Origin of the sequence: Chitinophaga niastensis, from assembly GCF_003014755.1 — a bacterium.
GTDB classification, from domain to species: Bacteria; Bacteroidota; Bacteroidia; order Chitinophagales; family Chitinophagaceae; genus Chitinophaga; species Chitinophaga niastensis.
Window position 1 is genome coordinate 98,873 of record NZ_PYAW01000002.1, and the last position, 20,935, is coordinate 119,807.

A 20,935-nucleotide genomic window follows, 5' to 3' on the forward strand; every position below is an offset into this window, starting at 1 on the left:
TTCGTCCGGTTTTATGGTTGCATTACTTTACTCAACGCAGATGGTAATTGGATCAGGTCGAAATCATGTCCGTATACAAGATATTTATTTGTCCACTGTGTGGCATATTTTTCTTTGAACTCACGTAGTCCTTGATAGTGGCGGAAGAAACGTAATTTTTCATAGGCGTATTTCACCATTTTCTCGGCGGTGTTTTCCGGCTGACTGATACCGGACATCGGTACCATACCCAGGTTAAGAAAATGTAATCCTTTTAGTTGTGCATCCTGGATCATGGCAATGATCAGCGCATCCATTACACCACCCGGTGCATCAGCAGTTTTACGGATCATATCATATGTACATTCACCCGGTGCATAATCAGGGATGACGTTCAGAAACGCCACTACTTTGTTTTCCGCATCTCTGACAGCAATCACATCCTGCCCGCGCATGGCATCTGCATCAAATAATCCCTGCGAAAATGTCAGTTCTTTTACTTCATACTGATGCAGCCATTCATCGCTCACTATCTTTAATTCAGCTATCAGGGCAGCTGTTTGCGGTGCAGCATGGAAGGTGGTTACAAAACCTTTATTGGCCAGGCTATTCAGCCCATTGCGCAACGATTTTTTGTCCTTGCCACTCAACGTGAAATCGCGTATATCCATGATCGCTTCCTGGCCTATCAGCATCTTTTTCTTTTTAAGATGACTGAAGTAATAGGTGCTATCTTCATCTACCCTATAAAACGCGGGCCGAAGACCCATCTTCTTACATTGTTTTTCAAATTCTTCCAGTAACAACAGTTTATTATCTTCACTACATACCGGTTCTTCCAGTACAATAGCAAAGCTGCTGGCCACGCGGTAAGCAATAAATCCTTCATACCGGTCAGACATAAACAGCAACTTATCCTGTCCTATTTTAAAGTAGTCCATCGGAGAATCGCCGTACTGGCTCAGGTAGAAGCGCGCCTTTTCCAGGGCGATATTTGTTTGCTGTGTTACATGCAGATAAGGACGGATGATCGTGTAAAAAAGAAACGCCCACGCACCTACGCCCAATACACGGATAGCCGACATGAACTCCCGTCCGAAGCGGGTTATAGGCTGCAGCCCGTCATCTTCCAACAGCATAAAACAGTGGAAAGCATATCGCAGCGATTGTTGCCAGGAAAAGTCAATTCCAAAATGCCGCACATTCAAAAAGTAAAAACCAATGGTGCCGAAAATGAGTACCACAATAAATGTAGCAATAGCCGTAATCGCGCCTATATTCACCAGTTGTGGATTACTTTTCACACGGTATTGTCTCGAGGTAATAAGTAGGATCACACTGGTAATCAGCGCCAGCGAAGCTTCTTCATAATCCAGCGCTTTACTGATGTGTCCCAGTACAGACAACAGGGATACAGATAAAGCCACTATCCATGCACTGCGCAGCCCCCGGAAAAGGAAGGTGGCAGTCACCAGCAATATCAGCCCCAGGAATACTACCAGCAAATTAGTGGCATGAATAGAAGTGCCTGGTATATAAGCCCGCAACACATGCATACGATTAGCCAGCGGAGGGGTGAGTACAGAAAATATATTTACCATGCCCAATAAAAAAATCAGGACAGGCGGAAGCAGTCGTAATACCAGCTCACGGCCTTTTAAGGCAAAAGCAATCATACCGGCTATCAGCGGCAGCCAGAATTCAAATAACCGGAACAACAAGGTGATTTCCAACGCCTGTAAAGGGCTGAAGCCATAATTGCTGAGCAGGTAAGCCAATGATAGCTCAATAGCGCCCAGTCCGCGCAGAAAAGGAGATATAATCAGGAAGATAGTAGCAACAATATATCCCACACAAGCCGCTTCCAGCGAGGGTTGTGCACCAACCGCCAACATGCTTAGATACAGATGGGCCACACCTGCTACTTCTATCAGTACGGAAGCCAGCACCGTATTCATAAAAGCGGGAACAGATAATTGAAAAGTAAAGATTTCATCTATCTGCAGCGCTGCCGCCGGAAAATATTTTATCAGCAACTGATATGCTTTGCCTTTGGATTGAATAGAGCGCACCAGCCATACAACGGTGAGTAGTAATACACAAATAATTACCAATCCCCATATCGCATCTTTCATAGCACCTGAGTGCAGCATGGCATATACCACTACAGGAATGCCTACCAGGAAAACAGACAGGATCCCTACAAAGCCATAAATCCCCGATGCCTGATGAATTTGTTGTTTATGCAGCTGTTCACGACGGAGGCTTTGTGGTAAATAAGCCAGTGAACTGATACCTCCTGCCGGTAGGAATACAGACAATAGGTTGCGTTTCAGAAAAAGCTCTGTGCTTTTCATCGTATTCAGTCTTGCACCTACTGCCCTGAAACTGAATACGTACATCAATGCCTGTAATATAATATAGCCTATAGTTACCAGTACCCCGATCATCACCCAGCTACGGTTTGCTTTTTCAATAGCAGGTATCAGTGAATATAATTCGTGGCGTTCTGAACGAAAAAAGTAGATGGCTAACAGAATAAACAACACTGCTAACAGCTCTTTCAGGTGGAGCTTACGTATGAATGCTGCAGTAAAAAATTTCTTTCCCAAAAGTTTATAGGTTTGGTTTTTATAAAGTTCGCATTAACCAGCAAAGTTAGGCCAACTTTTAGACTGTACCCGTATCCGCATACAGTTTAAGTGGATTTTAATGTAGCTGTAAGCGAATAGCAGTTAGCTTTTGTATAAAGTTAACTGCTATTCTACCAGGAGTACCTTTTCTGTATGGATCAGCTGATCATTTTCGCCTATGAATTGCAGGAAATAAGTGCCTTTTGCCAGGTTAACCGGTATGTTTAACTCGTAGTAGTTGCGGGTTTGCAGCGGCTGCTGGAATTTTTGATATAATATAGTGCGTCCGGGTATATCTACCAGTGAAATGGCTTTTATGTGTATACTGGACCCATAATAAATGTGGATAACATGACCCTGTACCGGGTTAGGCCATACCGTAATCTCGCCTTTTATGTTTTTACCTTTCACTACGCGCACCTGGCTATAAAAGAAAGTACCATCAGTCATGATAACTTTGAGCCGGTAAAAAATGAATCCGTCATTGTTAGGCATATCCACAGCATCATATCCAACCGGATAAAAGCTGATGCCTCCGGGTGATTTGCTGCCCACAAACGCAATGGAGTCAAAGGATGGTCCGTTGGCAAATCTCCGCTCAATGCTAAAACCACTACAGAAATATTCTCTGCCGGTTATCCAGTGAAGGAGAACACTGTCTTCATTGGTATTGCTGCGGAACGCACTGAAGAAGTCCAGCGTAGTTTTATTTGGACTATTAACTGTTTCTGCTACCAGGCTGGTGAAATAATTGGTAGTATTCAGGTGCTGAAATGAGCGTGTTACAAAGGCCGCTTGTTTATCCGGTGGGCCAGTGGTAAAGATACTGGGTGATGTAGGCGCCGCCCGTAATGTAGCCACATCCCAGGAAGTATCAATAAACCTGGCAAGATAGGCTGTATTACGATTGGCTTCATAAACAGGCCCTTCATCAGATAAACCATATACCAGCTGTAAGGTGATGGCAGCATCCGGTTTAGAAATATCTACCTGCCAGGTTTTGTTGACACTGGTTAGCTGTAGATTTCTTCCGGTGGTTAAATATTGATCTGTGCTATCGGATACGCCTACACGAATACTTGCGGTGGCACCCAGGTTGGTTGTTACGGCAGGCGTAAAACTGGATGGTCTTGTACCTACAGGGAAAACTACGGCCTTATCGCTGCCGGAAATATTATTTCTGTAAAGAGATCCGCTACCGAAAGCACCACCTGTTACAATGAAGTTTTGGGGAGAATAATTTCGTATATCCCCCGGGGTATGATGACCCATTACCAGGTTCCACCCATTCAAAAAAACATATCCTTTTTTAAGGTCCAGCACATTCACAATTTTCAGGTCGCTCAGATCATCCAGGAAGATACCAGGTGAGTTTTCCACACTGATATTAGGAAAGCTGGGGCCTGCATCTGTGGCGGCGCTGAAGCCTCCGTGGATATACTGATACAACGCAGGATTTGTTTGCAAAAAACGGAATAAACCACCGCCGGCACTGTAGCCATCGCTGCTTTCATCACGTATCACCGCATTGCTGCTGTTGCGCCAGCGCCGCCCGTAAAAATTCACTACTGATCCGGTAGGCGACAGGATGTTGCCTTCATTCACCATATCTCCGAAAATAGTGATGGTATCAGTACTGAAAATACCGATGTTACTGTTAGGGTGCAGCCACGTGGCAGACTGTGCCTGTATTGCCACGTGAGCAATAATGGAAAGGAAAAAGGTTAATATGTAATGTTTGTGTGCTATAACGTTAACGATTATATGATTTAATAGCCTACCACCGTGACGAATATTCTGGTGGCAGTTGATGTATGTATTTCCATACCTTCTACGGTACCGCCAATCAAAACATTGGTGGTTTTACTTTCCACCAGGATAAGATTAATCTTTGTTAAGCCATAGCTTAGAACGGCCACCAGCGGTGCATTGGTAACGTCTGTGCCGCCTTTGGCAGTTGCTGTTATGCTTAAGATTTTAGTAAATCCCGCGCTCGAAACATCTACCTGGGGCAAGCCGCTGGCAATGTTTGAAATTGAATCTGCCCATATTCTAATATTTTGAGACACCACACCACCTGCATTATAAAACACTGGTACCGATGTTCTCACCACGTTCCCGCTGGCGTCCACTCCTAATGCGCCGGCGCCGGTTGTTAAGGTGGAAGCGCTCGTAAGGTTCTCTAATCGCACTCCTGATTGGTTAGCTCTGCCTGTTTTTACATGCAATAAAGTGGAGGGTGTTGTAGTGCCAATACCCACATTGCCAGTGGAAGAAACAATCACCCTGTTTATACTATTTGTACGGATATTGATGGGGATAGCAGTAGTAGTCCCCAGGAATTTAGTAGCACTGTCTACTGTGGGATTTCCACTTAACAACCACTGGTTACCGGTAACAGCTGAGCTATCAGCCAGTTTTGACCAGGAGCCGTTGCGTCTTACCAGTAAACTACTGGCAGGTGTATAATAGATGACCATACCATCCGGCGATGCTGTTAAAGGTGCCAGGGTAGTATCTGTAATCCTTGGTAACAGCAGTCCCTGGTTAGTGGTATTTAATTCAAGTAACGCAGCTTTGATAGTAGATGTAGTGGGATCTCCCAGCTTCAGCTGCTGTGCATACATAAAGGCAAACAGCAACAGTAGCGGGCATAACAATACGCTGCTTCTAATCATAGTTTTCAGCATCTATAATAATTTTACGGGTAACAATAAATCGGTTTATTTCCTGATCACATACCAGTTAGTACCATCTGTCTGAATTGTTACATACGTGTAATTGTTATAGATGATGTAGGATGTAGCGCCTTCAATGAGTGCACCACCTGACGGTTGCAGCGTTACACTGTTATCTATAGTACCGGCAATTTTTTTGACGGTATAAACACGACCAACAATACTTGTTGCCGTGGGGAGTGTAATGGTGACACTGCCGGCGCCGGCATTTACCAGCAGGGTGTTGTCTGTTGCCGCTAATGCATCGTTGCCGGAAGTTGTTCTTACATTCAGCGACATAGAGCCACTTACCTGTAAGGTAGAATTAGGATTGGTGGTAGCACCCACAATAGCATTTTTCCCAATGGACAGGGTATCCCGTACTGTTTTAAAGCCTGCAAATGTTTGGGTGGAATCATTTACTACACCTCGTGCTGTAGCACTTGCATCAGGGATGTTAATGATGAGTTTATTGGTAATGCTGGTACTGTCAATCGCCACATCCGTACCCGCTTTGCCGGTAGTGATGGAGATATTGGGACCGATTTGCCCGTTGACCTGGCGGATACCTACTGAAAAGGCGGAAGAATCTACTGCCCTGTTTTCTATAACACCTGTTACCGGGTTGCGGAATAATACGCTGGTGGTTTTTGTGCTCACATTAGGTGGAGTAGTAACCAGTGTAACGTTGCCTGTAATATTAGCACCACCTGCGGTAACCTTTACACCATTTCCCACAGTGGCTTGTCCGGTTACGTCCAAACCTGCACCCATGTTCACACTATCACGGAAGGTTTTTATACCGGCAAAGGTTTGATTGGCAACTGATACGCCACCGGGGTTGTTAACATCGGCTGCTACCAGGTGAAGTACGCCTGCCAGACTATCCAGCACTAACCCATTGGCATTAGTGGGGGTTACCTCAAAAGCACCGATGGTAAGTGCCCTTTGTTTGCCGCTAAAGGCCAGCCAGTCTGCATACGTGATCAAACCCGTTTTCTGTGTGGTACTGTTTGTGATAGGGATATTCATAGTAATGGTACTATCCACCGACGTAGTAGTAACACCGTAGGCAGCATTGAGCGTATCCGCCCTGATGGTAAACCCTAGTTTAGCTACGCCGTTGAGTGTATGGATCGCATCTGTAAATGCGGCGGTCGATAGGTTTCGCTGGTTTACAATGCCGGTAACGGGATCAATCACCAATACGCTGACAAGCGATGCGCTGGCGGGTACCTGCTTCAGGGCAACCGTTTGTGTAGTGCTGATGTTGATCGCTTCGGTGCCGTTGGTACGGATAGAGAGTGCTTGCCCATCCGATGTTCCGAGGTAGTTAGCCCCGGTGGTACCGGCATTACCTTTTACCTGCCAGCTGTTACCGGCGGTGGACAAACTATCGGCCAGTTTAGACCAATAGCCGTTACGACGTACCAGCAGGCTCTGCGTGCCGGTGTAATAAATGATCATCCCGTCGGGTGCTGTAGTAAGTGGTGCCAGTGTAGTATCCGGAATACGGGGTAGCAACAGTCCTTGTCGTAAACTTTCCAGTTCCAGGATGGAGGCCTTGTTGATAACAGCCGGGTTATCACCGATCTTCAGCTGTGCAAATGCAGCAGGGGCGGACAATAGCAGCAGACATAACAGCCAGATGCCATTGATAGGGTAGTGCTTTTTCATAAGCGATGTTTTAAAATTATTTGGAGTTTAATACGCAATGAAAATCTTGTACCAGTATCAGGGCTGGAGGAGAGCAAGTTAAAACGCAGATGTACATTAATTATTCATGATAAATATAAGATTTATCAGGCGTTTAAATTTTAATTGGGAATAAAAAAATCCCGGCATTTAGCCGGGATTGCTGTTGTTTTATTGATAGTCGAGTATTAATCGTTTAGTGCGCCGCCTGATTGTAAGGAACAACGAGCACGGGTATACGGGAATGACGGATAATATATTCCGCGTTGCTGCCCACCAGCATGTGATCTATCCCGGTACGGCCGTGTGTGCCAACTACCAGTATAGCTGTATTGCCGGCATGTGCCTGCTCTAGTGTTGCGTTTTTAGGATTGCCGGAAGTAACCAGTATATTAATGTTGGTATCCGGGTAACTGTTTTTGTACGTTTTCAGTATTTCTTCCACTTCGCTGATCCTGGCAGGAATGTCATCTACATATACAGGGCCTCCTTCCGGCAAACCTAAACCTATGCCGAGTTCAATCACGGAAAAAAGGGTTACTGATGCATTCATTTTATTGGCCAGCTCAACGCCGGTTCTGATCAGGCTTTCGGAAAAGCCGCTCAGGTCTACTGCGATCATGATTTCTGACATATGTGTAGTGTATTTATTTGTGAATAATTATTCATTTTACTTACGATTTTAATGCATCCCAGCAAAGGTCAAAAGTGACGTTGATTTTTGTTCTGTTGAGCGTAATACTACCATAGTGTGTTTGTTTCACCAACTCATTCATGGTACCAATCATAAATGTGAGTAATAGCCCGGTGTCTGCATTTTTTATCAGCTGCTCTTTTTTCCCTCTTTCCATCAGCTCATAAAACGGGGCCGACAGCTGTTGCGCCTTTTCACGGGTATCAACAGTAATGAAGGGAGAATGATAACACTGTTCCAGGAAAACAGTTTCTTCGAAATTCTGCAGCTTGTAACGGAGTATGTTCAGCCAGATATTCCTGAATCCGGGTTTGAAGGGTGCCTGTGGGTTATAGCCCTTAAAAGATACCTTCACAGAGTTCTCCCGGCAGGCAGCAAACAAGGCATTAATGAGCTCATCCTTGCTTTTAAAATAAACATATAAAGTGCCGGTTGCAATACCGGCTTCCCTGGAAATATCTCCCATGGTGACACCAGACAATCCTTTTTTCGCTACCAGCTTGAGTGCCGACTGGAAAATCTGTATTACTTTTTTATCGTCTTTCAGTTTCACGATACAAATATAAGCGAATAAATATTCACTTAAAAAAATGAATGCGGATATTGTCTTTCCCAGGATTAGGCTGATTATGCTGATTACCCTGATTTTATTCTTTTGATTTTGAAAGATTTAAAAAAAGATTAGCGAAGATTAAAGCGGATATTTTATTTTTTTTGATTTTAAAAGATTAGCGAAGATCTCAGCGGGTATTGTCTGAACCAGGATTTAACGGATTGAATGGATTACCCTGATGGATGCCGAAGATCATAGCAAAGATATTTGCGTATATCATTTCCATAAAAAACATAACACCCATCAAGGTAATCCATTCAATCCGTTAAATCCTGGTTCAGACAATACCCACTTTAATCTTCGCTAATCTTTTTTAAATCTTTCAAAATCAAAAGAATAAAATCAGGGTAATCAGCATAATCAGTTTAATCCTGGGAAAGACAATATTGACGTTGTAAAAGATTTGATCAGGAGTGCCGGAAAAAAATAAACCCTTGCTGAGACAATGCAGCAAGGGCTCTTAAAACATTCACATGGCATCTGCTACAGTGAAGTGGAAATCTGGCAGATGCTAATTACACATTATAGCCTATTAAAAAACTAAATAAGATGATTGCTATATTTGGAAAGTTATCCCACGGCTTAGTACACTTGATAACTTATCTGTAACTAAATTAGTGATTACCTTTTGGAAAATAAGTTAACCGTTAGTTAACGGAGCTGCAGTGCCTGTTAACAGGTTTTTCTTGTATCATTTTCCCTTTCCTTGGTATCATTTTCCATGCATTTGCACATGCGACAGGATATGTATATTTTTTACCCGCTGCTATTAAAAACAGTGCCTATGCTCCGCAAAATTCCACTATTAATATTATTCGTTTGCCTGTTTACACGTGGCGGGGCACAAGATATGCCCGATATGTGGACCAAAGGTGCCGGTAAAAATACTGCACATCCGGGTTTAAAATGGTTCCAGGAAGCCAAGTTCGGACTTTTTATTCACTGGGGACTCTATTCCAAACTGGCTGGTCGCTGGAACGACAGCAGCTACTACGGCAGCGGCGAATGGATCATGAACCGCGCCAAAGCTCCCGCCGCAGAATACGCCAGGGTTGCCCAAACATTCAACCCCGTTGGATTTGATGCGCAGGAATGGGCCAAAACAGCGAAGGAAGCCGGCATTAAATATATGGTGATCACCGCCAAACACCACGAAGGCTTTAGTATGTTCGATTCCAAAGTAACGGACTTCGATATTATGGACGCCTCTCCCTATAAAAAGGATCCTATGAAAGCCTTATCCGCCGCCTGCCGCGAACAAGGTATCCACTTCGGTTTTTATTACTCACAATTCCTCGACTGGCACGAACCTAATGGCGGTGGCAATAGCTGGGACTTTAAAAATAAAGAAAAGGATTATCAGGAATACTACCGGACCAAGTCCATCCCTCAACTGAAAGAGTTGCTTACCAACTATGGCCCCCTGGGCCTTGTATGGTTTGATATGCCCGGCGGTTTAACTACAGAACAAACCAAACAAATGATAGACAGTCTCCGGCTGTTACAACCCAATTGCTTATTCAGCAGCAGGGTAGGGCATGACCTGGGCGACTACCGCGACTTCGGCGACTCAGAACTGCCTCCTGTGCCCATTGCGGGCGCATGGGAATCTATCTATACACACAATGATTCCTGGGGATATATTCAACATGATCTCAATTTTAAATCTCCTTCGGAAATTATCCGTCTCCTATCCAATGTAGCTTCCAAAGGCGGTAACCTTATGCTCAACGTAGGACCGGATGGTAACGGAAAATGGCCGGTATATTCAGTAGTATATCTCAAAGCTACCGGCAAATGGTTGCAGGTATATGGCGAAAGTATTTATGGTACTACCTACGGCCTTATCCCGGCACAGCCCTGGGGCGTAACCACCAGCAAGCCCGGAAAATTATTCCTCCATGTATGGCAAATGCCCGACAGCAAAAAGTTGCGGGTACCCGGCGTAACTGCAAAGATCAAATCCATAAAAATATTGGGCACCAACAAAATGCTCACCTGGAAACAATTACCGGAAGAAACAATTATACAGCTGCCATTAACGCTGCCGGATACACGTAATACAGTATTGGTAGTGGAGTATAGTGGTCAGCAACCTGATTTGTCACAACTCCGCACGCAAACAGTCAGCAGTGAATACCCACAGGCAGAAGTCCCCGCTGTATGGGCAGTTTTTAATGGCCGCACTAAAAATAAACTGTTTACTTATTCACATTATTTCGGCGACTGGAAACACGATAACTGTGCTACCGGTATGCTGGAAGCAAACGATGCACTGGTATTTCCACTGGATATACAGGATGCCGGCGATTATAAAGTTATATTGGACTACGCCTGTGAGCCCGGCAGCGCTTCGCAGCAGGCCGTGGTAACCGTAGGCGGACAACAACTGCCTTTTCTTACACTGGTCACCGGCACTTACGAGAGTCATAAGCCTATGGCGTTTATTCAACATGCAGTGGGTATTATACACATAGATAAGGCAGGTAAACAAAATCTGGCAGTGAAACCAATGCCGGGCAATAAAAATGAACTATGCTGGTTGCGGAAAATCATCCTTCAACCCGTGAAATAATATTTAATCAGAACAGGAAGCACATGAAAAAAACAAATACACTTTTGCTATTGGCAATCGGCTTTTATTCCACCGTGGCAACGGCACAAACAAAGCCGCCTGGAAAAGACTGGCTGATAGATAACCATGCCTATACAGCTACCATAGCAGAGAAAGGAAAGGAAATCGTCATCAGCAATGGTTTGCTGAGCAGAAGCTTTCGTATAACCCCTAATGTGATATGCACCGATTACCGCAACCTGGTAAGTGGAGAACAGCTGTTACGTGCTGTTAAGTCGGAGGCCAGGTTAACGATTAACGGTCACGGCTATATGATTGGCGGCGCAAAGGGGCAACCACAAAATGCTTACCTGTTACCCGCATGGTTGGATCAGCTTCATACAGGTCCATCAGATTTTATTTACACCGGCTACCAGGTTACTAACATTCAACCTTATCTGAAGTGGCAACCACATGGCTGGTGCGCCAATCCTAAACAAGCCACCGGTAAGGCACTCATTTTTTCCTATCAGGCACAAGCGCCCGAGCTGAAAGGGCTGCAGGTAAAAGTGCATTATGAGATATTCGATGGCATCCCGTTGTTGGCGAAATGGCTGGAAATCACTAACCAAAGTGGTCAGACCATCAAATTAAACCAGGTAGTAAATGAAATACTGGCTACCCCGGAAGAAGAATCCGCTGTGGTAGGCGGTGTGCAGCTGATGCAACGGCCACATGGTATCTATATTGAAAGTAACTACTCTTTCAATAACGCTATGAAAGCTAATCTCAGCGATCAGACAACGCATTGGAAAGCCGACAGCACCTACACTTCACAGGTAAACTATGATTATCAAACACCATGTTTGCTGGAGATATATCCTATAGTGCCGGTAGGTATCGCCATGGCGGCAGGAGAACAGTATCTGTCTATCCGCACTTACGAACTCCTGCTCGATGGCTACGACCGTGAGCGCAATGGGCTGGCTAAACGTCAACTTTACCGCACCATTGCACCATGGACTACAGAAAATCCTATTTTCATGCACCTGGTGAGCACCAAACCGGAAAAAGTAAAAGCCGTGATTGATCAATGCGCTGCCACCGGTTATGAAGGTGTTATCCTCAGCTTTGGCAGTGGATTAAATATGGAAGATACCAGTGCTGCCAATATCGCCAAATTCAAATCCCTGGCAGATTACGCCCATAGCAAAAAGGTGTTGCTGGGTGGTTACTCCCTGTTTTCGAGCAGGCGTATCAGTGATGAAGACGATGTTATCAATCCTGCTACCGGCAAGCCCGGCGGCGCTTTCTTTGGTAATGCACCCTGCCTGGGGAGTAAATGGGGACTCAGCTATCTGCAAAAAATAAAATACTTTATCGCCACTGCCGGCTTCGATATCTTTGAAAATGACGGCCCATATCCAGGTGATGTATGCGCCTCCACTACGCATCCCGGACATACCGGCCTGGAAGATTCCCAATGGAAACAGATGGAATTGCAGAAAGGACTGTATCGGGAGCTGAATGAAAAAGGCGTATATGTAAATGCACCCGACTGGTACTTTATGGATGGTACTAATAAAATCGCATTGGGTTATCGTGAAGTTAATTTCTCTCTCCCCAGGGCAGAACAGCTGATCCTGAACAGACAAAATATTTTTGATGGTACCTGGGAAAAAACACCTGCTATGAGCTGGGGTTTTGTACCACTCAGCGAATACCAGGGTGGTGGCGCTGCCGCTACATTAGAGCCGTTGAAAGATCACCTGGATGCTTACGAGCAACTGATGATGCAATATTATGGGGCTGGTGTGCAGGCATGTTACCGTGGTCCTCGTTTATACGATACCGTTACCACTAAAATAGTAGTACAAAATGTAATCAGCTGGTACAAAAAATACCGCGATATACTGAACACAGATGTTATTCATCTCCGCCGTGCAGATGGCCGTGACTGGGATGGCATTATGCATGTGAGTGCAAAGCTGCCGCAAAAAGCGATGGTGATGTTGTATAATCCAACGCAACAACCCATTACGCGTGAAGTGGCTTTACCAATGTATTACAGCGGGCTTACACAAACTGTCCGTATCCGCGAAAAAGAAGGCGTGGCTAAAACGTATGTACTTGACCGTGCCTACAATGCATATGTGAAAGTAACAATCCCTGCAGCCGGCTACACCTGGCTGGTAGCGGAATAACAAGTAAATCAAACTAAATCACAATAATTAATTGTTATGAAAAAACTGACACTTTGTGCGATCACTTTCCTGCTGTTCCTCTTGCAGGTACAGGCACAGGAGAAGAAGATCTTTAACGAAACCGATGCACAAAAGGAACAAAGACTTGCCTGGTGGACGAATGACCGCTTTGGTATGTTTATTCACTGGGGACTATACTCTATGCCTTCCCGCCATGAGTGGGTGAAGAGCAATGAGCATATAACCGACAGTGCCTATCAGAAATATTTTGATCTCTATAATCCGGACCTGTACAATCCGCGCGAATGGGCGCGTATGGCCAAAGCTGCCGGTATGAAGTATGCAGTGATCACTACCAAACACCACGAAGGTTTTTGTTTATTTGATTCTAAATACACAGATTATAAATCTACCAATACGCCTGTTAAAAAGGACCTGATCAAGGAATGGGTGGAAGCTTTCCGCGCGGAAGGGTTAAAAATTGGTTTCTATTATTCTTTGATCGACTGGCACCATCCTGATTACACCATTGACGAGGTGCATCCGCAGCGGCCCAATAATCCAAAGGATTATGACTCGCTGAACCGAGGCCGTGATATGGCTAAATACCGCACTTATCTGCAAAACCAGGTAAGAGAGCTGATGACTAATTATGGTAAAATTGATATACTGTGGACAGATTTCTCCTTTCCTGGTGAACATGGTAAAGATCATAACGATTGGAATTCCCTGGAGCTGATTAAAATGATCCGGAAGTTACAGCCTGGTATCCTGATTAATAACCGCCTGGATTTAGGTGAATATGCTGATGGTGGCGATTTTGAAACACCTGAGCAATATAAAGTATCTGAGTGGCCTACCCGTAATGGCAAGCGTGTTCCTTGGGAAACTTGTCAAACTTTTTCCGGTTCGTGGGGGTATTACCGTGATGAAACATCCTGGAAAGATAACAAGCAATTGCTGGTGTTGCTGATTGAATCAGTGAGTAAAGGTGGTAATTTGTTATTGAACGTAGGACCCACTTCCCGCGGCCTTTTCGATACCCGTGCACAGGACAGGCTGAAAGGAATGGGCGATTGGATGCAGGTAAACAGTCGTTCTATTTATGGATGTACAGAAGCACCTGCTGAATTTAAACGTCCGGATAATAGCTTGCTTACTTACAATCCTGCTACCAAACGTTTGTATGTGCATTTGCTGGATTATCCATTGCAGCGCTTTGAATTGCCAGGTATGAAAGGTAAAATAAAGTATGCACAGTTACTCAGTGATGGGTCTGAGATTAAAATGCATAATACTGATAAAGGTGATGTAGCATTGGATTTGCCGGTGCGTAAACCTGATGTGGAAATACCGGTGATAGAGTTGATATTGCAATAGCATTTATTTCACACAAAGAAGCAAAGGAGCAAAGACGCAAAAGGTTTTAATAAACTTTGCGTCTTTGCTCCTTTGCTTCTTTGCGTGAAATAGCATATTTTTATGCTTACCATTTTCTTATTGTTAAACGGCCCGGATGAATAAATTATTACGTTTCCTTGCTATACTATTATTGGCGGCTGTGTCATTCAGTTTCGTGAAACCATTGCCAGCAGCGAAGAAGCCCAATATCGTGATCATATTTATGGACGATATGGGTTATGGTGATCTGGAATGTTATGCCGGTACGCCCTGGCACACGCCTCAGTTAAATCGTATGGCCGCGCAGGGTATGCGGTTCACGTATTTTTATGTAGCACAGGCAGTATGTTCTGCTTCGAGGGCAGCATTGCTGACCGGTTGTTATCCAAATCGTATAGGCATTAACGGTGCCTTGTGGCCTACTGCGCCCATTGCCCTGGATACAAGTGAACAAACAATTGCTTCCATATTGAAGCAACAGGGTTACCATACCGGCATGGTAGGTAAATGGCATCTGGGTAGTAAAGCGCCATGGCTGCCTTTGCAGCATGGGTTTGATGAGTACCTGGGGTTGCCCTACTCCAATGATATGTGGCCTGTGCATTATGATGGTAAGCCATACGCAGATACATCTACCAATTCCCGTAAAAATTATCCGCCTTTACCTTTGATCGAAGGGAATAAGCCACTGAGATATATTAAAACACTGGAAGATCAATCGCAGCTCACGACTATTTATACTGATCGTGCCTGTCGTTTTATTAAAGAGAATAAAAAACAACCATTTTTCCTGTACCTGGCGCACAGTATGCCACATGTGCCTATTGCCGTTTCTGATAAACATAAAGGAAAGAGTAAGGATGGATTGTTTGGAGATGTGATAGAAGAGATTGACTGGTCTGTCGGACAGGTACTGAAAACGCTGGAAGACAATGGGCTGGCAGATAATACGCTGGTGATATTTACCAGTGATAATGGTCCCTGGTTATCTTATGGTAATCATGCTGGTAATACCGGTGGGTTACGGGAAGGCAAGGGGACTTCCTGGGAAGGAGGTATTCGTGTCCCATGTATAATGCGGTGGCCGGGCAAGATTCCTGCTGGTGTGGTATGTAACAGGATGGCCGCTACTATTGATCTTTTGCCTACTATTGCTAACTTGTGCGGAGCACAGTTGCCGGTAAGAAAAATTGACGGTGTAAATATGAAGTCGTTATTATTTAACGAGCCGGACGCAAACCCGCGCGACGAATTGGCCGTATATTACGAAGTGAATAGTTTACAGGCCATTCGTAAAGGACCCTGGAAGCTGGTATTACCGCATAAGTCCCGTACTTATAAATTGAATTTACCAGGTTATGATGGTTTCCCGGGAGCACAGCCCAATGTAGATGTTGCGTTAGCGTTGTATGATATGCGTCGTGATCCGGGAGAAACATTAGATGTGCAAAAGCAATTTCCGGATGTAGTAAAAGAGTTGTTGGTGATAGCTGAAAAATACCGGAATGAGTTGGGCGATGACCTGACGGGGGCAAAAGGAAATAGCCGGAGATTTGCCGGAAAGGTGCAATTATGATATATATAGATAAATATAATTTGTGAGAAATGAAAGAAGTGCCAACTTTGAAGTGATTGATTGTTAAGGCTTTGTATTCCCGTTAATCCGCTAAAGGTATAGAGTCAACCATGTTATGATTGTGTTTTATTAGTAATATAAAACAAATTGTATATTAATATTTATTGAAAAACCATATACGTATCCGATTGACTACTGCATGTAATTGTTTCAAATTTGTTACGGGTATGGAAACCGTGTGATCTTTCCGTTTTCAGTTATCAACCATACCAGCTTCCAAAAATTGCAGTTAACAATGGAAGATTTCATAGGAAATATACATAACCCAAAAGGAATATTATGAAAAAAGTGCGGCCTATTAGTCCTGGTCATTTGGGAGAATCGAAAGTTTTAGAAGTTGCGGGATTGCACAGCGAATCAACAGAAGTGTTACAACAATTAGCAAAAGATATCTGCAACCTGGTTATTATGGATATAGAGATACCTGGATTGACTGCGATAGAGGCCGCCAGCATAGTGAAAGCAGCCTACCCTGAAATAAATGTGCTGTTGCTTACATTGAATGATAAAGGACAATCTCTAACGGAGATGCCAACAGTAGCAAAAGGGTTTGAAGTGGATCATATTCCACCGGTTTCTTTGTCTGAATTTATTTCTCAGGTGTATGAAACGGCGCTGCAATCTAATATGGTGGCGGTAAACAGGGTACTGGCGTTTTTTCGCAAGGAGCGGCATGTTTATCAGGACCCTTATGGACTGTCTCCGCGGGAAAAGGAAGTTTTGCGTTGCCTGGTAAATGGCGACACCTATAAGCAAATCGCGGAAGGTTGCCATATCAGTGTGGGTACTGTGCGCTCCCATATCATGAATATCTATCGTAAGCTGGATGTAAACTCCCGTTCCAATGCTATTGTAAAGGCCATGAAGGAGCACCTTGTGTAGCGGTGTCTCTGTTCCGGAAACCCTGTGCCTTTACCTGACCGCCTTGTAGCCTTAATGATTATTTATGCAACCCTGGTTTTGCGCGGCAAAGCGCTGATGTATGCCTTCAGCCGGACCTGCATAACATACTTCATCAACAGCCTTCAGTTGCTATGCCTGGTTGCTGCCCACACGTTACGTGAGGAATGCACCGGTAGTGTAGCATATTGTGAGGATGCCTCCCAATGTGTCCTGCTGTAGTCTTGATAAGTATGCAGACCTGCTGCGGTGATATCCGTGATACTATCATCATCACGAATAATAAATGTAATTATTGCTGTTGCCCCCCGGCTTTTACCAGATATCAAAATCATATGTATAAATGTTAAAATAGCACTTAATTATGTGCAATCGATTGCGTAATTTCGATGTAACAGATACGTAGCAAATCCCTGAGAACCTTTGTAGCATGGATATTTAATAATCAATTTTGATTGCTTTTATAATGCAATCGTTTGCTCTTATCAACCAATATTATTCTGCGAACCAAAAAATACCTTTTCTAAAAATTCCATTATGAAAAAACATATGCACCTAAACTGTTGTAAGGGGTACCTACCCTAATCAGACTATTTTTATTCGTAGTATTCTATCAACCTATCATTTAATACTACACCTAAACTGACACCATACTACGGTATGGTAATGGCCGGTTAATGCCAGCCCGGATTTTGCATTTGCAACATACGGAGCTGTATTAATCCGATCCCTGACATCGTGTATTCCTTCACGTTAGTATTATGAATCTATAGCATCTGTTCATTCTCCTTTATTATCTCACGTTATCAATTGATTTTTATGATTATTTATTTACGAGGTATGCCCATGCTGGTTTTACTGCTATTGCTATGTAGCGGCAATATCAACCCGGTATTTGCACAAACAGGTCCGGTAACCGGGCAGGTGCTTACACCGGACCAACAACCCTTCCCTGGTGTAACGGTTCGTATTAAAGGCTCCTCAGCGGGAGCTACTACCAACCAGGAAGGCCGCTTCTCCTTGCTCAATGTAGCCACCGATGCTGTCCTGGTATTTTCTGCTATCGGGCACCTTCCACTGGAAAAAAATGTAAACGGTGCCAAAACAGTGAACGTACAATTGCAGTCCTCCAACAAACAACTGGATGAAGTGGTGAGCGTAGGTTATGGCAATGCGCGTAAACGGGACCTTACAGGCGCCATTACTTCTATCAATCAGGAGGCTATTGAAAAAAGACAACCGGTAAACCTGATAGACGCGCTGCAAAGCCAGGCAGCCGGCGTACTTGTGATGAACGACGCCGGTGAACCAGGAGCAGAGGGAAGCATCCGCATACGCGGCTTCTCTACCTTTTCCACTGCCGGCAATAACCCGCTGTATGTGATTGATGGTGTACTAAGCGAAAGCGCCGGGAATATCAATCCTTCCGATATTCAATCCATAGAAATACTGAAAGATGCGGCATCAGCAGCTATTTATGGCTCCCGCTCTGCCAACGGCGTCATCATCATCACCACCAAACGTGGCGTAGAAGGCAAACCCACATTTGATGCACGCTATTCCAGCGTATTGGGTAAACTGGCGCATAAACTACGGCAGTCCAATGCAGATGAAGTACGCCTGTTCCGCAAACTGCAAAACCCTGGCGGTACCGGCGTAGACGTGGACTCACTTAATCCCGGTTTTAATGCTGATAACGATTATCAGGACATCATCACGCAAACGGCTGTACGTCAACAGGTAGATCTGAGCATGAGCGGTGCCGCTAAAAATGCCAACTACTACTCCAGCATACAATACCTGGACGATAAAGGTATCGTGGTAAACAGTTGGGCTAAAACAATAAAATCACGCGTCAATACAGAGTTTTCACTATCAGATAAAGTGAAATTCGGTAACCGTTTCCAGTTCGCCTATCAAAAGAAAAATAATATAAATGAAGGCAACACGCTCAACCAAACCTTTCAGCGCCCTACCAACTATTACGTATGGTTGCCGGATGGTACACTGGCAGGTTATCTCGGCGGCCGCCGAAATCCTTTGGCAAATGCGCTTTATGAAACCAACATCACACAGTCGTACGGCGGTAATGCCTTCACCTTTATGGAAGCAAAACTGTCAAAAGACCTGAGCTTTAATACCAACTTTAACGTAGACCTGGCAGCTCCGCATAATATAACTTTCAGTTCCAAGCTGGTGAGTGCTGCCAACCCTACTTCCAGCTCCGGCAGTGAAGGTTTTGACCTGAATATCGGCTGGCAGTACCAGGCATATTTTAATTATCATAAAGTTATCCGGAAAGATCATGACTTCACCGCCATGGCAGGTTTCAGTGCAGAAAAATACAAAGGGAATTCCTTTGATATAGGCGGTACTGATTATGTGAGTGAACTGGTTTATTATGCCAATGCATACGGACAATTACTCAACAGTAAAACAACTACCAAAGGCTTTGTACACAGCATGGCTTCTTTCTTTGGTCGTATAGGATACAGTTACAAAAGCCGGTATATACTGGGCGCTACTTTGCGCCACGATGGTTCTTCCCGCTTTGGTAAATCTAATATATGGGGCGATTTCCCCTCTGTTTCCGGCGCCTGGCGTTTCAGCGATGAAAAATTTATGGGATTTGCACGCCGCTATTTATCTGATGCCAAACTGCGCGTGAGCTACGGAATAAATGGTAATGAACGCATCGGCGATTACGATGCCATGCAACGACTCACGTTCGGGAATAATTTTTATAACGGCATCTCCGGGGCAGTACCTACTTCCGATTTCGGTAATAAGGACCTGAGCTGGGAGAGCACCCGTGATGCAGATATAGGGCTGGATCTGAGCCTTTTCCATGACCATGTAACAGTGGCTACAGACTATTATGTAAAAACAACCAAAAATCTGTTGTACGCTCGTCCATTGCCCGTAGAAACAGGTTATAATAATGCGCGCATTAACCTTGGCAGTATACAGAATAAAGGATTTGAATTTGCCGTAAATGTATTGGCAGTAAAGAAAAGAGATTTTCAATGGAACACGATCTTCAATATTACTTTTGAAAGAGGCACTATAAAACAGTTGTATAACGGAGAACAGTTTATTGCCGGCGATAAATGGCTGGTGCGCGAAGGCGGCAACCTGGGCGACTTCTACGGCTTCCATTATAAAGGCATATACCAGTACGATCAATCCAATGCCTATAACGACAATTGGGAACAGCTGACACCCACCTTTGATGAAAATAAAAAGTTTACAGGTGAATATACCATCGGCGGACAAAAGTACCTGGGTACAGTGCATCGTATGTATGGTAATGGCAACCTGCTGAAAGGCGGAGATGTGATATATGATAATCCTACTAAAGATAGTGTGATTGATGATGCAGACCGTCGTGTTATCGGCAATGCACAACCAAAATTTTATGCCGGCTGGATCAATAATCTGACCTATAAAAATTTCACACTCTCTTTCACTTTTAATGTACAATGGGGTGGTGCTATATATAATAATGCAGCTGCTGCGCTTAATAACTATACTACTTCCAATATTATTCCGCAGCCTTATGTAATTTATCACGCATGGCGCAACCAGGGCGATGTAACAGACGTTCCCCGTGTAGATAAAAGCACAGCCTGGAACCATCGTATCAGTACCCGTTACCTCGAAGACGCTTCGTTTATACGTTTAAGTTATGTGAAGCTGATGTATGCGTTTAATCCAAAAATGCTGCATCGGGTAAAGGTAAAAGGTGCGGGCCTGTATATCTATGGCAGCAACCTGATTACCTGGACTAACTACAGTTGGTATGATCCTGAATTTTCTTCTGCCAATGCATTGCAGCTGGGACAGGATAACGGACGTTATCCACGGAGAAGGGAATTAGGATTGGGTGTTAACATTAACCTTTAATTT

General features: G+C 44.2%; 13 protein-coding genes. 6 read left to right on the forward strand and 7 right to left on the reverse strand.

The features are described from left to right. Positions 1-11: 11 nt before the first annotated feature. The 6 genes from CLV51_RS08910 to CLV51_RS08935 form a co-directional block, all read right to left on the reverse strand. Complete coding sequence (locus tag CLV51_RS08910; protein WP_106527706.1) at positions 12-2,591, reverse strand: phosphatidylglycerol lysyltransferase domain-containing protein; 2,580 nt, start codon at positions 2,589-2,591, stop codon at positions 12-14. 147 nt (positions 2,592-2,738) lie between these two features. Continuing rightward, a complete protein-coding gene (locus CLV51_RS08915) occupies positions 2,739-4,310 on the reverse strand; it encodes a T9SS type A sorting domain-containing protein (RefSeq protein WP_106527707.1) in 1,572 nt (523 codons plus the stop codon). A 71-nt stretch (positions 4,311-4,381) separates the two neighbouring features. Continuing rightward, entirely contained in the window at positions 4,382-5,290 is a 909-nt protein-coding gene (locus CLV51_RS08920; protein ID WP_158266961.1) for a hypothetical protein, read from the reverse strand. Between the two features lie 45 nt (positions 5,291-5,335). Further along, on the reverse strand, positions 5,336-7,006 hold the full coding sequence (locus tag CLV51_RS08925; protein ID WP_106527709.1) for a hypothetical protein: 1,671 nt from the start codon (positions 7,004-7,006) through the stop codon (positions 5,336-5,338). A gap of 214 nt (positions 7,007-7,220) precedes the next feature. Continuing rightward, positions 7,221-7,658 carry a universal stress protein gene (locus CLV51_RS08930; RefSeq protein WP_106527710.1) on the reverse strand — a complete coding sequence of 146 codons (438 nt, stop codon included), beginning with the start codon at positions 7,656-7,658 and terminating at the stop codon, positions 7,221-7,223. A 40-nt stretch (positions 7,659-7,698) separates the two neighbouring features. Then, positions 7,699-8,271 (reverse strand): TetR/AcrR family transcriptional regulator, encoded by a 573-nt coding sequence (locus tag CLV51_RS08935; protein WP_106527711.1) that lies wholly within the window; start codon positions 8,269-8,271, stop codon positions 7,699-7,701. A gap of 844 nt (positions 8,272-9,115) precedes the next feature. Between CLV51_RS08935 and CLV51_RS08940 the strand changes: the two genes are divergently transcribed. The 5 genes from CLV51_RS08940 to CLV51_RS08960 all read left to right on the forward strand — a co-directional run bounded on the left by CLV51_RS08940 (position 9,116) and on the right by CLV51_RS08960 (position 17,008). Beyond that, a complete protein-coding gene (locus CLV51_RS08940) occupies positions 9,116-10,906 on the forward strand; it encodes an alpha-L-fucosidase (RefSeq protein ID WP_106527712.1) in 1,791 nt (596 codons plus the stop codon). A 23-nt stretch (positions 10,907-10,929) separates the two neighbouring features. Further along, positions 10,930-13,089: an alpha-galactosidase gene (locus CLV51_RS08945; RefSeq protein WP_106528779.1), complete on the forward strand. Its 2,160-nt coding sequence runs from the start codon at positions 10,930-10,932 to the stop codon at positions 13,087-13,089. 36 nt (positions 13,090-13,125) lie between these two features. Then, a complete protein-coding gene (locus CLV51_RS08950; RefSeq protein WP_106527713.1) occupies positions 13,126-14,469 on the forward strand; it encodes an alpha-L-fucosidase in 1,344 nt (447 codons plus the stop codon). 136 nt (positions 14,470-14,605) lie between these two features. Beyond that, positions 14,606-16,066: a sulfatase family protein gene (locus CLV51_RS08955; RefSeq protein WP_106527714.1), complete on the forward strand. Its 1,461-nt coding sequence runs from the start codon at positions 14,606-14,608 to the stop codon at positions 16,064-16,066. Between the two features lie 339 nt (positions 16,067-16,405). After that, a complete protein-coding gene (locus tag CLV51_RS08960; RefSeq protein ID WP_106527715.1) occupies positions 16,406-17,008 on the forward strand; it encodes a response regulator transcription factor in 603 nt (200 codons plus the stop codon). A 143-nt stretch (positions 17,009-17,151) separates the two neighbouring features. Here the strand turns inward: CLV51_RS08960 and CLV51_RS08965 are convergent, their stop codons facing one another. After that, on the reverse strand, positions 17,152-17,361 hold the full coding sequence (locus tag CLV51_RS08965) for a hypothetical protein (RefSeq protein ID WP_106527716.1): 210 nt from the start codon (positions 17,359-17,361) through the stop codon (positions 17,152-17,154). Positions 17,362-17,866: 505 nt separating this feature from the next. Here CLV51_RS08965 and CLV51_RS08970 point away from each other — a divergent pair. Then, positions 17,867-20,932, forward strand: a complete 3,066-nt coding sequence (locus tag CLV51_RS08970; RefSeq protein WP_158266962.1) for a SusC/RagA family TonB-linked outer membrane protein — start codon at positions 17,867-17,869, stop codon at positions 20,930-20,932. Positions 20,933-20,935: the final 3 nt, after the last annotated feature.